The organism is Exiguobacterium sp. GL_137, assembly GCF_057834585.1.
Genome location: NZ_CM174406.1, coordinates 1,611,430 through 1,626,880 on the forward strand (window position 1 = coordinate 1,611,430; position 15,451 = coordinate 1,626,880).

Annotated in this window: 16 protein-coding genes; 3 read left to right on the forward strand and 13 right to left on the reverse strand. The window is 49.1% G+C overall.

What is annotated here, in order from left to right; all coding sequences use genetic code 11:
- Position 1: 1 nt before the first annotated feature.
- The 6 genes from efeO to AC3IRK_RS08630 form a co-directional block, all read right to left on the reverse strand.
- Positions 2-832, reverse strand: coding sequence for an iron uptake system protein EfeO (gene efeO / locus AC3IRK_RS08605; protein ID WP_131503723.1), 831 nt, complete (start codon positions 830-832; stop codon positions 2-4).
- Positions 833-963: 131 nt separating this feature from the next.
- On the reverse strand, positions 964-2,628 hold the full coding sequence (locus AC3IRK_RS08610) for a DUF2339 domain-containing protein (protein WP_489169859.1): 1,665 nt from the start codon (positions 2,626-2,628) through the stop codon (positions 964-966).
- 163 nt (positions 2,629-2,791) lie between these two features.
- On the reverse strand, positions 2,792-3,871 hold the full coding sequence (locus tag AC3IRK_RS08615) for a C39 family peptidase (protein WP_131503721.1): 1,080 nt from the start codon (positions 3,869-3,871) through the stop codon (positions 2,792-2,794).
- 180 nt (positions 3,872-4,051) lie between these two features.
- A complete protein-coding gene (locus tag AC3IRK_RS08620) occupies positions 4,052-5,095 on the reverse strand; it encodes an oxidoreductase (protein ID WP_489169860.1) in 1,044 nt (347 codons plus the stop codon).
- 73 nt (positions 5,096-5,168) lie between these two features.
- Complete coding sequence (locus AC3IRK_RS08625) at positions 5,169-5,654, reverse strand: GNAT family N-acetyltransferase (RefSeq protein WP_489169861.1); 486 nt, start codon at positions 5,652-5,654, stop codon at positions 5,169-5,171.
- A gap of 232 nt (positions 5,655-5,886) precedes the next feature.
- A complete protein-coding gene (locus AC3IRK_RS08630; RefSeq protein ID WP_489169862.1) occupies positions 5,887-6,759 on the reverse strand; it encodes an SDR family NAD(P)-dependent oxidoreductase in 873 nt (290 codons plus the stop codon).
- A gap of 162 nt (positions 6,760-6,921) precedes the next feature.
- Between AC3IRK_RS08630 and AC3IRK_RS08635 the strand changes: the two genes are divergently transcribed.
- Complete coding sequence (locus AC3IRK_RS08635) at positions 6,922-8,385, forward strand: potassium/proton antiporter (protein WP_131503717.1); 1,464 nt, start codon at positions 6,922-6,924, stop codon at positions 8,383-8,385.
- Between the two features lie 57 nt (positions 8,386-8,442).
- Here AC3IRK_RS08635 and AC3IRK_RS08640 read toward each other — a convergent pair whose 3' ends face one another.
- Both AC3IRK_RS08640 and AC3IRK_RS08645 read right to left on the reverse strand, forming a co-directional pair.
- Positions 8,443-9,645 (reverse strand): hypothetical protein, encoded by a 1,203-nt coding sequence (locus AC3IRK_RS08640; protein ID WP_131503716.1) that lies wholly within the window; start codon positions 9,643-9,645, stop codon positions 8,443-8,445.
- Positions 9,646-9,664: 19 nt separating this feature from the next.
- On the reverse strand, positions 9,665-10,258 hold the full coding sequence (locus AC3IRK_RS08645) for a hypothetical protein (RefSeq protein ID WP_131503715.1): 594 nt from the start codon (positions 10,256-10,258) through the stop codon (positions 9,665-9,667).
- A gap of 145 nt (positions 10,259-10,403) precedes the next feature.
- Here AC3IRK_RS08645 and AC3IRK_RS08650 point away from each other — a divergent pair, with 145 nt between their 5' ends.
- Positions 10,404-10,556, forward strand: coding sequence for a hypothetical protein (locus tag AC3IRK_RS08650; RefSeq protein WP_165871614.1), 153 nt, complete (start codon positions 10,404-10,406; stop codon positions 10,554-10,556).
- Between the two features lie 46 nt (positions 10,557-10,602).
- Here AC3IRK_RS08650 and AC3IRK_RS08655 read toward each other — a convergent pair whose 3' ends face one another.
- The 4 genes from AC3IRK_RS08655 to AC3IRK_RS08670 all read right to left on the reverse strand — a co-directional run bounded on the left by AC3IRK_RS08655 (position 10,603) and on the right by AC3IRK_RS08670 (position 14,376).
- Positions 10,603-11,391 (reverse strand): PP2C family serine/threonine-protein phosphatase, encoded by a 789-nt coding sequence (locus tag AC3IRK_RS08655; protein WP_489169863.1) that lies wholly within the window; start codon positions 11,389-11,391, stop codon positions 10,603-10,605.
- A 66-nt stretch (positions 11,392-11,457) separates the two neighbouring features.
- Positions 11,458-12,381, reverse strand: a complete 924-nt coding sequence (locus AC3IRK_RS08660) for an alpha/beta hydrolase (protein ID WP_489169864.1) — start codon at positions 12,379-12,381, stop codon at positions 11,458-11,460.
- A gap of 40 nt (positions 12,382-12,421) precedes the next feature.
- Positions 12,422-13,876 (reverse strand): PH domain-containing protein, encoded by a 1,455-nt coding sequence (locus AC3IRK_RS08665; RefSeq protein ID WP_131972624.1) that lies wholly within the window; start codon positions 13,874-13,876, stop codon positions 12,422-12,424.
- On the reverse strand, positions 13,873-14,376 hold the full coding sequence (locus tag AC3IRK_RS08670) for a PH domain-containing protein (protein WP_255508308.1): 504 nt from the start codon (positions 14,374-14,376) through the stop codon (positions 13,873-13,875). Before AC3IRK_RS08670 ends, AC3IRK_RS08665 begins: the two co-directional genes overlap by 4 nt.
- Positions 14,377-14,508: 132 nt before the next feature.
- Here AC3IRK_RS08670 and AC3IRK_RS08675 point away from each other — a divergent pair, with 132 nt between their 5' ends.
- Positions 14,509-14,964, forward strand: coding sequence for a hypothetical protein (locus AC3IRK_RS08675; RefSeq protein WP_114595703.1), 456 nt, complete (start codon positions 14,509-14,511; stop codon positions 14,962-14,964).
- Between the two features lie 22 nt (positions 14,965-14,986).
- Here the strand turns inward: AC3IRK_RS08675 and AC3IRK_RS08680 are convergent, their stop codons facing one another.
- Entirely contained in the window at positions 14,987-15,421 is a 435-nt protein-coding gene (locus tag AC3IRK_RS08680; RefSeq protein ID WP_214854445.1) for a MarR family winged helix-turn-helix transcriptional regulator, read from the reverse strand.
- Positions 15,422-15,451 lie beyond the last annotated feature (30 nt).

The following is a 15,451-nucleotide window of genomic DNA, read 5'->3' on the forward strand; positions in this document are numbered from 1 at the left end:
ATCAGCCCTCCAGTACGATACCCATCTTCGAGAGCGGTTCCGCCAGCTCGTTGATGGCTTGACTCAATTGTTTGACATCTGATTTGGACAACTCGGTATAGAGCACGTATCCGTCTTCTTTCTTTTTCGCTTCCAATAATCCGTTAACATCAGCAAAGCGGGCCGCAATCTCTTTCGACAGGGCAGCATCCTGTTTTTTCAGAGCCGGATTTAACAATTGATAAATTTTTTCCGCACCTTGGACGTTGGCTGCAAAGTCATACAGATCGGTATGCGAATACCGGTCTTCTTCCCCTGTGACTTTTGACGTCGAGACTTCGTTTAAAAGATCAGTCGCACCGGTAACCAACAGTTCCGGCGTCACCTCGACCGTCTCGACTTTCGCCCGGAGCAGATGGACATCTTTCATCAATTGGTCGGCATACTCTTCGTATCCTTTTGTCGTACCTTTTTCAAACAAACCCTGTTCGATCCGGTGGTAGCCGCCCCACTCCGACGTTTTGACGTCCCCTTCACGGGCATCGATTTTCGGATCGAGGTCTCCGAATACTTCCGCGATCGGTTCCGCCCGCTCATAATGCATCCGCGTTGGCGCATAAAGTGCTTTCGCCCGTTCCAGGTCCCCGTCTTTGACAGCTGTCGTGAACGCTTGCGTCTGCTTCGTGAACTGTTCCAGTTCCGCAATCGCATATGTCCGGTAATCGGCAACGACTTGCTCGAATTGATTCGGCTTGGCTGCTGCCGGTTTAGTCGTCGCGGGTTGTTCATTACAGGCTGCCAGTAAAGCCGTCATGGATAAGAGACCGATTGTCAGTGTTTTTTTATGTCGCATAAATGGTTCCCCCTGATGATTAAGTAAGTTCATCAATTAGTATAGTCGATAATGATAATCGTTATCAATATATTTCAATAAAAAAATCCTCCCCTCCAGACAAGGTCCGCAGGCAGAAGATTTTAAATGATTCAAGACTCCCGTTTTTTGAAATACGTCCGCGAAATGATAAAGGCGACGATTCCGAAGCCGATGAACACAAACGCTTTTTGAATCAACGACAAGAATGACAAATCAAACAGCAACAGTTTGAAGGCACTGACCGACAGCAACAGCAGACCCGACAGACGCCAAGCCGCCGCTGCACGGATGCGGCCAATCGCTACAAGAACAAACGATAACAGGATGTAGGCGACAGACAACGTCGTACTCCGGTCCGTTTGATCAAGCATAGCGTAAAACGGCAGTTCCATCACGATCAGCGTATAGGTCACGAACACACCGGCCGCTGCAAAAAACAGAACGATTTGCCAATACTTTTTCCACATCGCTTCCCCGTGTGTCCGGACGAGCAAGACGATGAAGGCTGTCGTCGCGAGCGTCAGACCGAATACGGCGACGGCATACGACCGGTCGTTGAATCGATACGTCTCATACGTTCCAATCGTATACAGGACGAACATCACGTATACGACAATTCCGAAAAAGCGTTGATGCGGCACTTCCTGCCGCTTGATGAACCACAATCCGGCAATCATAAGAGCATAGAGGAGTGAACGGAATTGATCACCGAAACTCAGCGGATCGACCGGAATCTGCGAAATCGCAAACAGGATGGCAACATGTCCGACACCGTTTTGCCACGCCTCCTTCGTTTGATTCGCGACGGCGTAAGCGATGAGTGCAAACAGAACCGCGAGTCCGTAAGCAAACGGCCAGTCGACTACGGACAGGCTAAGCAGAACGAATCCGCCCGCTATCCAGCTCGGGTAATTGTAGGTGATCGGAAGTTTCGTCCCGACGTAAGCGAGACCAAGATAGGCGATGAAGGATGCCCCGAGTAAAGTGATTTCGTCAATCAAGGGACGTGTCTCAAAATTGACGGTGAGACTGCCGAAGATAAGGGCCAGGAAAAAGATCCCGGCAGTAACCGGGTACGCTTTGACCGCCTGCAGACGAAGGATAGCAAACACTAAAGCGGTAAATAACAGGACTTCGTACAGTAAAAATAAGAAGACGTTCGGCTCATCCGTTAACTGGAGAAACGGCAATAAAAAGCCGGTAATCGAGACTAACACGAGTAACGCCGTCGAGCGCATCCACAACATCAATCCGTAAGCGATGGCGAGCACGACGATTTCCAGGAAAAAAGCCAACAACGGCGTATAAAATTGATATAAGGCCATACCGGCAAATAAGGCGGACAAGGAAACGATTGTCCCGGTCGCGACCAGTCCGACGCCGAGATCCCGTCGTTTTTTCTCATACTGGAACTCTCCCAGTGCCATGACGAGTAAGCCGATGACGACTCCACTCCCAATCCGGACGGCTGGACTGATTAGTCCCGCTAACGACGCGTAGGAAAATAGAAAAATCGCTCCGATGGCGGCAAAAATCGCCCCGATTCGCGGCAGCCAGACCGTCGCCAGGACATTTTCCCACTCATCCCGCGTCCGCGCTTGTTTTATGACCGGTGTCCGGGTCTTCTTGACGAAAGCAGGCCGGACGGCAGGTCGCGCGACGGAAGAGACCGGTTCCGGTTGTGATTCTTTCGCCGGCTGACGTTCCAACTGATCGACGCGTGCTTTTAATCGGACGATTTCCTGCTCCAGCTGTTCCAGTCGTTTTTCATCCATTTCTTTACCACTCCTTTCGAGAGAAAGCATTCGAGGTTGTCATTATTTTACACGACTTTTTAATCGATTCCCAATTCTTTAAAATTTCGAACATTCCTCATTCTTTTATCACGTCCGTGCCATGAAAAAACCGATGAAGCGGAAGGCTTCACCGGTCAATCGATTAACGGACGGATAATGCGTACTGTCCTGTCGTATTGTAAACGGACGTAAATTGTGAACGGCTAACCGTGTATTTTCCACGGTATGGATCCGACACAGTAAACGCGCTGCTTGAGACACCTGTCACGAGCATGACGTGGTAGTTGCGGTAGCCGGTAAACGTTTTACCATCCGGCTTGATCCATGAGAAGTAGCCGTACGGATTTTTGAAATCAACGGTTGCCCAAACGATGACCGGGTTGCCGCTACGGATTTCACTTTCGATTTTACTGACTCCTTGTTTGGAGATATCAACAGCGCCACTCCGGTATTTTTTCGCGAGCGGCAGGATGCCTTTCGGGTAAATGCCCCAGTTTTTATAGTAATCGAGCGTTCCTGCCGGATTACCGGTAAACATTTTTTCGGGATCTGCCCAGTAATACTTGCCGTTTTTATAAGTGGCGTTTGCCATGCTTTTCGGCATTTGGTTATATAAAGAAGAGGCAGAAACTGCTTTCTTTTTATATTCGAGTGCCATTTTCAGTGAAACGAACTCACAGCCTGACGGATATCCGAGTGTGTATTGATTGTAATACGGGACGTTTAATTGTTTCGATGAACTGCTTGGTGCTGTTTTCGTCAAATACTGTGTCGATACATAACGGTAACTGCCATTGTACAAAATACGTGTCCAGCTGCCGGTTGTCCCGTAAGATGCCACCTTTACGCCTTTATTCAATTGCGTGACGGTTTTTGCTGTTAAGCTTGGAGAAGTTCTGACATTCAGCGTGCCAACCGTCGTATAACGTGCACCGGTCGATGTATACTTCGATGTCGTAGAGGTACGGACATAATCTTTGTGTATGTAGCCCGGTTTTGATTTGTACGTGATTTTATACCAACTGCCGGACGTCCCGTTCGAAGTATAGACAGCTCCTTTAGTGATGTTCCCCAGGATTTTACTTGTTGTCGATGGTTTTTCACGAACGCGCAACACATCTGTCGTGACCGTCAACTTCGTGGCTGCTTCTGCAATGAGCGATGGACTGAACACACCGAACAAAACACCTGCCAAAATGATGGACGTAATGATTTTTTTCATGATAAACCCCCTTGTGTCTGTAGTATACACAATTTTTCCCATCTTTTTGAAATTTTAATCAATATTCCATAAGAGAATTCTGAAAAATTGTGATATCTTTTCCTTTATAACAAAAAATCTCAGCGCTGCATAGGCAGATCGCTGAGATGTAATTATATTGATATCTAAAGATTTTTAATTTCAGAGGTCTAAAATGAAAGGGGACGGCTTTGAAAATCCTTGTTCCATCAGGTGAGCGACCAGTTTCGTATCTTCTTCCGAGACCGGTAACGGTGTACCATGGACGATGCTTTCATAAAAGGCACGATACAGCTTGCCGTAATCTCCGACCGGGCTCGGAATCCGGACATCCTGTAAATGACCATGGTCGTCATGGTACAACAACCGGCCGAAATCATCTTCGGAATCTTCCCCGAATCCTTCTTCTCCCGGGAAGTAGTTGGCTTTAAGATCCAGCTCCTGGCGGTCAACATGCTGCTTGATGAACGTTCCGTTCGTCCCGTGAAGCATCCAGCGCGGCGCTCCCGCCAACGCGATATGACTGGTCCGGACACTGACTTTTAACTCCGGATAGTAAAAGTCGAGGGCAAATGTATCATCCGGATTACCGGCAAGGCGAACCGTCCGGATATCATATCCGACCCGTTCCGGTTTCCCGAATAAAGCAACGATTTGATCAATCGTATGCACACCAAGACCATATAAGGCCCCGTTTTCCGGACGCGCAATCGCCGGGGCAGCATCCGGTCGATAGAGATCGAAGTGCGAGACGACTTCGACGAGGCGTCCGAGCTTACCGGATCGGATGACTTGCTCGATGACTTGGAAGTCACTGTCGAAACGCCGGTTTTGATACGCAAGCAACTTGACGCCTTGCCGGTGCGCTTCTTCGAACAATTGACGGGTTTCCTGCTCCGTCACCGTAAACGGTTTTTCGACCAGCACATGTTTTCCCTGTTGTAACGCTTGCAACGCATAGGCGAAGTGCGTCGCCGGCGGGGTATTGATGACGACGACCTGGAGCTCCGGGTCCTTCAACATCAGATCGAGATCTGATGTGAACCGGACATGGGGCAATTTGGATTCGTAAGTTGCCTCTAATTCCGGTTTTGATTTCCGATTATAAATCCAGGTAATATCAAACTGGTCCTCAATCATGACATAGGGCAGATGATAACGGGTCGTACTTTTTCCAAAGCCGATAAAACCAATCTGAAGTCGCATCCGATCACTCCTCGAAAAATTCTTTCTCTAACCATACCAAAGCCTGCATCGCTTGTCCTATCTAAATGCCGCTTTATTTTGGCACCGGCATCCCCACATGCTCATATGTCGCAAAACCGTCACGAACACCTCTAGGGACAAAACCGAATGACGTATAATAGGTGTTTAAAAAGTCATTGGATGCCACACAATCAAGTCGTAACGCTTCTTGTTCCGCTTGGGCAACGGCAATCACTTGCTGCAATAAACGTGTTCCGATTCCTAAACCTTTTGCGGATTCACTGACGACGATCCGGTGGATGTAAAGCCCCTCTCTGTCAGACCATAGTGTCTGATCCCATTCGAGCGACGGCAATAACGCAATCGAACCCAGTAAGTCCGGTCCCTGTTCATAAACAAACAGTCTTCCGGCATTCAGGTCGCGCTGCACGAGAGCTTCTAAATCGGTCTCGAGATACGCGGACCATTGGCGGCTTCCCCGTTTCTTAAACAGTTCGGCTTTTTCACGCAACAAGGTCGCAATCCGTTGAACATCGTGTGTAGTAGCTGATCGTATCATCGTGTTCCTCCCGTTTTTTAAAATTTACTTTCATCCTAACGAAAGTAATGCCAGAAGAAAACCGTTTTGCTTCAAGACATCAAAAAATCATCAAATCGCATGACTTTGTAAAATTTTTCATATTTCAAAATTCTATCTCGCCCTATTGTATAGTCAGGAGGTGAACAGACCCCCAGTCTGCACAACACAGGTCTACCGACTTCCCACGAGTCGGTAGACCTTTTTTTATCATTTAGACAAGTCCGGCCCAACGTTTCGACAGGGCACGGGCCTGTTTGCGGTACGCCTCATCTTCAACGACCGGATTACTGAGACGCGGGGCGGAATCGGCATAATATCCCCCATTGTTGAGCACATCGTCCGTCGTCGCGAGGTACAGGGCGGTTTTCGCTCCGTATTCCGGTGTATACAGTTTTCCAGTCCAATATCCGACTTGGGCAATCGGTTTCAGGACGGTCTTCAATACTTTTCCGTATTTCCCCCGGTAGAACAGGTCGGTGTTAACGATCCCCGGGTGGACACTGACGAACGTCGCCCGCGTCCCGTATTCCTCGGCCAACTCCCGCATATGGACCATTTGTAACAGCTTCGATTCCCGGTAAGACTTCATCGGATTATACTGTTCTTTTTTGACATGCGCAATCGCCTCGAGTTCGATATCGGTCCGGATCATGCCGCCTTCTCCTGCTAAAGAGGAGATCGAAATGACGCGGGGATCATGTCCCTGTTCAATCAATGGCAACAACCGTTCAATCAAATAAAAGTGACTGAGGTAGTTGACCTGAAACTGGGACTCAAACCCGTCCTTCGTCACATGGTACGGGGGAACCATGATGCCGGCATTTAAAATCAAGCGATCAATCCGACCAATCCGGTCAAATAACACATCCGCAAAACGCCGGACGGAATCGAGTTGATCCAACTGTACGACCTCGACTTCCAGATTCTTGTCCGAAACCGCATGTTCCCGTAACAGTTGGATTAATAATGTCGCTTTTTTCTCCGATCGGACGGTCGCGATGACACGGTCACCACGTTCGAGCAATTCTTGAATCGTCACCATTCCCATACCGGAGTTTGCTCCTGTGACTACGCAGATGTTCATATAAGATGCCTCCTCTTTCATTATTCCATAATTCATTATGATACGTGTTTTCCTTTTTTTACGGATTTATACACATCTTCCGGCAAACTATTTTCTGAATCTGCAACGAGGAATGACGTATACTAAAGAAAAGACGTCTTTCATCGAAGGAAGGGATCGCCTATGAACGAAGGGACCGTCCTGTTGCTTGCTGGTATTCTTTTATTGCTCGCTATCGTCACGACGAAATTTTCTGTCCGTCTGAACGTCCCGACCCTGATTTTATTTGTGTTCGTCGGCATCCTGGCCGGGACGGATGTCTCTGGATTAATTGATTTTGCAGACTTCGAGCAGGCCCGTCTGTTCGGTACGATTGCACTCGTCATCATCTTATTTGACGGCGGCTTGAATACGAAGTGGCGTCATTTCAAAACGGTTCTTCCGGCAGCATTATCGCTTGCAACCGTCGGTGTCCTGGTCACGACCGGACTGATTGCAGCGGTGGCACATTACCTGCTGGATTTCAGCTGGCCGATGGCGTTACTCATCGGCGCGTTGATTGGCTCGACTGATGCGGCGGCGGTCTTTTCATTGCTGAACGGTCGACCGATTGACCAGAAAGTCAAACATACGCTGGAAGCGGAATCGGGAACGAATGATCCGATGGCTGTCTTCTTGACGATTCTGTTCACGGAGTTTGCGTTAAATCCGGAAGCCTTTTCTATTGTACAAGGGATTTTTCTGCTGTTTTACGAGATGGGAATCGGTCTTGTCATAGGGCTGTTTGTCGGCTGGCTGTTGACCTCCTTGATGAACCGGATCCAGTTGCAGTCGTCCGCTTTATATCCGACACTGCTGATCAGTGGAGCGCTCCTTTCCTACGGTGTCGCGACAAGCCTGCATGCGAGCGGCTTCTTAGCCGTTTACGTCACCGGGATTTGGCTCAGTAATCATGATTTGATTTACCGTGATATTCTCGTTCGGTTCAGCGGCAGTCTCTCCCACCTGGCAGAAGTCGGGATGTTCATCATGCTTGGACTGCTTGTGTTCCCAAGGCAATTGCTTGATCCCCAGACATTGTTCGTATCAGGCGTCATCGTCCTGACCTTGATTCTCATCGCCCGTCCGCTCGCCGTTTATTTGTCCTTGTTGCCTTTTCGGTACAATTTCCGCGAACAGAGTGTCATCACAGCGGCCGGTTTGCGTGGCGCCGTCCCGATTATTCTCGCGACCTATCCGTTATCGAGTGGTCTGCCGGATGCCTATCCGTTGTTCAATATCGTTTTTTTCACCGTCATGACGTCGGCGCTTCTGCAAGGAACGGCCTTACCATGGGTCGTCAAGCTGATGAAGCTCGATGCGAAACCGGCAATCGACATCGAACCGTTGATTCAATTCATGACGGTCGCGAATCCGAATGCCGAAATCGTCGAAGTCAGCGTTCCGTCCTTTTGCCGAATTGACGGAAAAACGCTGCAGGAGATTGAGATGCCTCAGGATTTGCTGGTCGTCGCTGTCATCCGGCACGACGCCATCATCACACCACGCGGGCAAACCCGGTTGATCGGAGGCGATCAATTGTTGATCTTGACGCCGAAACAATCGGAGGAACGCATCCGGAAGCTGATTGCGTCACTCGGAATTTAAGACCAAAAAGCGGACACCTGAGGGCGTCCGCTTTTTTGATCTGTTCTTTTCAAACCATCAGCTGCTTCCGGACACATCATCTGCCCGTTTAATCTGGACAACCCCCGGTGGACGATGCGGGAACGTGATAGTCAACCCTGCGAATCGGCAACTGTCATTACTGTTTTGCGCCTGGACGATCCATTCAATCGTTTCCTGTCGTGCCAAGGCATTACGGATCCGATTCTCGACCTGTTGTCTTGAAATTCCCTCACAGGTCACGTCCGTTAAATAGGTTGTCTCATCGGACTCAAATTGTTTCCAAATCCCTAACAGCAGCTGACCGACGGCACTGACAGGTGTTCCGTCCGGTTCGCCCGCCCCGACTGCTTGGTCGAGACGTTCGATTGCTTCCGGTGCCGTGTCACCAATCGCTAAAATCCGCCGTGATCCCTGTTGCATGATTCGGAACCTTTTTTGTCCGTCTTCCAGCCAGAGCCGCTGGGCAAACGGATTGACGGGAATGCCATGGAAAAACGTCACCGTCTCCCGCCAGGCAAAACCGAATGACGGATCGTAAGCTTGGATCGTCGCCATCGCTTGCGCGAGGAACGTTTGAACTTCCTGCTGCTCCGACTGCAGTTGTGTCCGAACATCCTCGAACTGATGGAGCGGGACGGTCAGTGGAATCCGGGTAAACAGCTCGCCTTCCGGGACACGATGCGGTGCGAGGACCGTTCCATCCAAACGGTAATCACTCGCCGGACGTCCCGTCCGTCCGACGAACATTTGCCAATCGTCTTCGACGGCAGCAAAGGCATACGTCTGATGGGCAAAGGACGGAGCGACGAACAGACCGGGAAACGGTTCGAACGTCGCAATCCGGAGCGGTTCGCCCGCATTCCATTCTTCTTCGATGATGCGGACCAGTTGTCCGGTCAACGACAGCGTATCTGTCAGATAACGTCCGGTATTGCTGTAGAACCCTAAGATGAATTCCCGTTCTTCCTCTTCAAAGGTCATCATCGTCATTTGAAATAAGGACTGGACCTGGGCTTCGGCAAACAAATCGTCGATGTCCTCCGGATGGTGCGACTCAATCGCCACCATCTGCCATCCCATCCGTTCATATAAATTGATCGTAATCGGGAAAAATAAGAAAGCACCATGGGTTGCCTCAAGTTTCAGGATATCCTGCATGGCAAGTCGTTCGATTCGTAAATCAAATCCCATCCGTTCCAGATGATCTTGCAAACGTCTTTTCCAGTGCGTGAACTCCATCTTTTTCCCTCCTTCTGCCTTATGCGCGTTTACGAAGCGGATTTTTGGACCAATAGAGATACAGTCCGACTAATCCGCCGATTCCAATCAGATATGCCGGGGTACCGCTGACTTGCATCAGAACGACCGGATTCGGCACGAATTGAATCAGGACTGCTTTATATGTGGCAAACAAGATGAAGCTGACTAAAAATTGGACCCACACCCGCTTTTTGACGTCGCGGATTTTCGGGGACGTGATTAAAATCGACATCGCATCAATCAAAAATAAGGCGATGATGGAAAATAAGATGTAATCCGCGAGGGCGAACTGGAAAATACCATCGATGCCTTCGATGAAAATAAACATCAAAATCGTTGAAATGTAATTCCGCGTCCAACGCTTTTGGGTCTCGACCCGTCGCAATTCCGGAATCTCGGCAATCATTTGATTCAGCCGTTCTTCCGGTGATTGGCCATGGACCGTTTCAAACGGTTTTTGTAAGCGTTGGGCTTCATAAAGATCCGCTTGGAGACGGCGTTCGATATCCGTCCGTTCCGGTTCTTCGACGTTCAGGTTCAAACGTGGTAACAGTGACTCTAAAATACGTGTGTTGGCTTTAGTAAGTTTCAAGCGAGATCCCCCTTTTTCACGTTTAAGTATACCGGTTTAACGGGAAAAAAGAATACTACGAAGATGGCGATTACTTGACGAATCACACATAAATATTCAGAATAGTTAAAAAGGTGACGCAATTTTAGGAAAGGATGGGTAACGAATGTACCAAACTTTAACGAATGCCACACTGATTGCTTTGTTGACAAGCGTCGGGATTGCCTTGCCGTTGACCCATGCAGAAGAAGACACACCGCATGAGCCGATCCCCTTACAAACAAATCAGACGGATGCTGAACCGGCCGCAACCGAATAAAAGCATGACCCCTTTCCCTTACATATGGAAAAGACGGGTCATGCTTTTATTTTGCGTTACCGGGCATCGTTACATTTTCTTCGATTTCGACTGCCCAGGCTAAGATGGTTGTGCTGTCCCGGACACCAAGCCGTTCAATCGTCGTCAGTAATGTCTTGACGCCGACATACGACGTCGTCAGGACTCTTTCCAGCTCTTTCCCGTCTTCGAACGGCGCTCCCGGACATTCAATCAATCCGTCCGTCGTCAACAACAGCTGATTGATCCCCTGTCGCAACTCACGAATTCCCCGGCTGTAGCAGGGAACGGGCAAATCAAACGTATTGACCCGGCCGATCCATTCAAAAAACTGCCGTTCGTTTAATTTGTATTGCAGATGGTTACTTAAATCGGAATGGAACAGATAGGCGAGAACATCGCCGACCGATAACCACCAGACGTATTTTCCCTTGCGGACAAGAAATAGACAGGCGGTCTCACCTCGAACGGTTTGACAGGCGGTCCGAAACGTTTTATTTTCCAACAACGAGACGACATACCGTTCCAGTAAGGAAAACATCGATTCGACCGGTTCGTTCAGAATCCGTTCGATCTCTAAACGGTGCGACGTCAAGTAGCCGGTTAACAAGACGGCACTCTCGGCAGTGTCATGTGCATCGAGCAGCATCGTCCATTCCCAGTCCACCCCGACCCAAACGACACATCCGTCTTCATTTTTGGTCTGTCCGGAACGGCTGCAACCTCCGAATCGTCCGACCGTGATCGGTCCGACGGATTCCATCGAGATGACGTCGACGAACGGTGTTTCATTTCCTACCCAAACTAACTCGGTCATTTCTCTTGTTGCCCCTTTCAGTCTGCCTTTCCGAACACCCGTCAGCCCTTTTCTTTCCACCACAGGTTAAAGTGTCGTGACAAAGGGTTGAACGAATAAGCGAAGACGTTTTTCATAATTCTCAGGATGATCGGAATAGGTACTGCCGTGACCGGCTCCGCGAACCGGATACACTTGTTTGATGCCGGGTTTGGCTTGATACAGTTCATACACCATCCGGGGCGGAACCACCTTGTCCTCCATCCCCTGAATGAATAACGTCGGTACCATGATCCGACTCGTCTGTCGCGTGACCGAGACATCTCCATAGAAGAAGTCTTGCTCGACTTTATTAAAACTACTTGCGACAGCAAGAGATGGTCCGGCCGGATACGGCAGGTTGACTTTCGCAAGTGACTGGAACCAGTCATCCAGTCGGGCATAGGCGCCTTCAGAAATGACGGCCTTCACTTGTTTCGGGACGGTCGGTTCTCCTGCAGCGAGCAGTACCGTCGCCCCGCCAATCCCTATTCCGTGATATACGACTTGCCGGGTTCCGGTCTCTTCCATCAATTGGTTGGTCCAATCAATCAGATCCAACCGATCGAGCCAGCCATAATTCACTGTCCCATCGCTCGCTCCCTGACCACGCCGGTCCGGGACGAACACGTTATAGCCCAGCTGTTCCTGGTAAAAGCGGATCAGTGGTGCCGTCTGTGACGAACCGAAACGAACATCATCGGCAAGGAGTACAACCGTCTTGTCAGAAGAAGTTGTGGCCGGGAGATAACGCCCGATGCGTACTTCATCCGTCGTCGTCAATTGCAGTTGTTCCGTGTCCTGTTGTTTCATCCATGCTTCATCCGCTGTATCGTCCTTCTTCTCGGCAGGCAGGAGGCGGGAACGGTCGGACTGTCCGATTAACGTTTGTTGTATGCGGTATCCGTCATATCCGATCAGACTTCCAATCCCAAGCACAATCAGCAAGAGAACAAACATCCATTTCCGCACTAGTGTTCACTCCCTTTTTCCATCTGTTTCTACTACGAATCTATTCGTCACCGGACAATGGTGTCCCTGCCGGTGGAGTTGGCGGTTTAAGAAAAGTCTGTTGGTACCACGCTAAAACCTCTTCAAACTCCGCCTGTGTAAAGTAACCGGCATGAAACACGCTTGATCCGCGTAATGTGAGTTGAAACTTCAAAATATCTTTCTGTTCGAGAAAACGGGACACGTGGCCGGAGAAGGCTTCGATTTTCAGGCGGGGCGCATAAATCGTTTCCCGGTTGACGAGTTCTTTTCGTAAAATAAACAAATCGTCGTGATGTCCATAGCGGGTATTTTGATAGCCGGACCGGGCAACCGCATAGTACACCGGTAACAGCAGAATGAACGGTAAACCGAAGTAACGAAAAGGTTCCGGTAATCCATACAGCATCGCTCCGTTCAGCAGAACTAGTCCCAGGCTGTAACCGAACAGCGGCCAACGGACAACGTAAAAAAATCCCCGATCAACGGCCCGCTTGTGTGGATGCTGCAATTGAAAACGCGGTAAAAATTCCTTTAAAAAAGCATCGATTTCTCCGGTCCGGATGAACGGATGTAACAGCAACTTCTCTTCTTCGCCGCTTGCCGAGATGATGTGCAGCGAGAGATGGGCCCGCTTCAACCGCCGTTTGATCCAGCTTTCCTCGATGACGAGTGCCTGCACCTTATCCTGATGAAACACAACTTCCGTCCGGTTCAGGAGACCGTAGCCGATCGTCATCCGCTGTTTCTCGAGTGTTGCCCGAAACGATCCGTAGCGGAGGACGAATACTAAAATTGATCCAAGATAGATCAAGAGCAACAGCAGGCCGCCGAGGATCAGTAACAAGACCAGTGATAAATGCAACAGCTCATCAAACGCCCGGCTGATGTATTTCTCAATGAACCGGTTGGCGAACTGATAGACGGCTCCGAACCCGACGAGCGCGAGACCCAGTCGGCCTGATAACGCGCCTGCCGTGATTAAATCCATCACACCGACGGTATAGGTGGTGGCCGGAGCAGTATGTTCAGTTGGTTGCGACACCGTTGTTGCAATCGTCGACTTCAATTGTTTCGCAAACTCGAGCCGGACCCCTTTTAATTCGACTTCCGGTTTGCCGCTGTCGGACGAAGTCTCAACGGTCAGTGTCGCTAAACCAAGAATCCGTTCCAGCAGATTCTGATTGATTCCGATCGATTCAATTCGTTGGCGTTGCGTCGTCCGTTCACTTTTTCGAAAGATTCCTTTGTTGATCCGAATCGACTGTTCATCAATCGTAAACGTATAAAAGTACCACGAAATGATGCCGAACACGAGTAAGAGGAAACTGATGACCACGGCGCCGATCATCGTATACTTTCCGAATCCGTCATTCTTTAAATCATTGAACAAAATGACGGCAATCGGGATGACGAGTGACCGGAGCTGCGTCAACGTCGTCATTAAGATGAACAAAGGATGAACCCGTCGTGTCATAACGATTCCTCCTCCTGTTCCTCGAGTTTCGCGAATCGTTCAATCCGTTGTCGCAAGATGACCGCTTGTGTGACATCGAGTCCCGGCAATTCGATTTGACCGGACGCCGTATGAACGTTCATGTTCATCAAGTTCAATCGGCGAAGCAACGGACCGGACGACGTATCGATGATTTGTACTTTGACTAAAGGAGTCACGACATGGCGTAAAATAAAGATACCGAACTCAACGACTAAAAATTCATCATCCACCCGGTATTTAAAATACTTTTGCCGGATCTTCGGGATGTACACAAACTGGAGTAAAAAGAATACGATCCACACCCCGACGAGAATCCACATCCACCAGGGGGATAAATCCAGCCACTTGACCTGAACCACGGTTGCCGTTCCGATCAGTAGCAAATAAATGGTATACTTAATGCCGACGTATTGACGTTCGGCGGTCACCGAGGCACGTGGCAAACGTTGCCAGTCCTCGGTCGGTTGATTTGGTTGCATCCAATCGCCTGCCTTTCCTTTTTCCATACGGGAAGAGACTTGCTCAAGTTTCATTGTCATAAACAGACGTTGACATTTCGCTGCGAATCATCGCATATATAAGAGAGTAGAAATGTATTTCAAGGAGGAACCATGCTAACATTTGAAGAAAAATTAAACATCATCGAGACTTTCCCACAACTTGTCCGGAAAGAAGTCTCGCTTAACCGTGTCAATTTTCATTTCCCGGAAAGTCAGTTCGAGAAAAAAATCGTCGTCTATCATCTTCACCCGAACGGCAACGGTTTTGTCTACGCTGCAGGATTACCGGGATATGAAACGGATCGGAAAGGTTTCGTCAACATCCGTGAATTCTCCGAGCCTGCTTTAATTCTCTTATTACAAGATGCAATCAAAGCACTTGAGACGGTCGAGACCGTGGAAACACTGGAAGAAACATGGGTCAACGATAACCAGTTCGAATTGACATTGTTAAATGAAGACCTCGATACGTGGCTGGTATACGCGGGCGACTTGCTTGACGGTGCGTTCAATTCGTATAAAGAAGCAGCGAATTATCTGGAAGAAGAAGGATTCCGCCGCAAATAAATAGTTAAAATGAACGGGACTGTCAATCAGTCCCGTTCATTTTTAGAGTCAACCGGTTTAAGGTCTGTTTGACCAGTTCCAAATCTTCTTCCGATACACCGAGTAACTCCTTTAAGGCCAGCGGAATTTGTTCGGCCTCGTTTCGGAGGGTCTGTCCGTCTGCTGTCAACGTGATTTGAATATGCCGTTCGTCAGTCGGATTTTTGACACGTTCCACTAAGCCCGAAGCTTCTAATTTTTTTAATAAGGGTGTTAACGTCCCTGAATCAAGATGCAACCGTTCGCCGACCGCTTTTAATGATTGTTGGTCCTCCTCCCACAAAACGAGCATGACAAGATATTGGGGATAGGTTAATCCAAGCGGCTCGAGCAAGGGACGGTATCGCTTCGTGATTTCACGGGAAATCGCATAAAACGGAAAACAGAGTTGTTCCTCCAGCAATAAGGGATTCGACATATATATCCTCCTTCAAGCAAAATAGTTGCG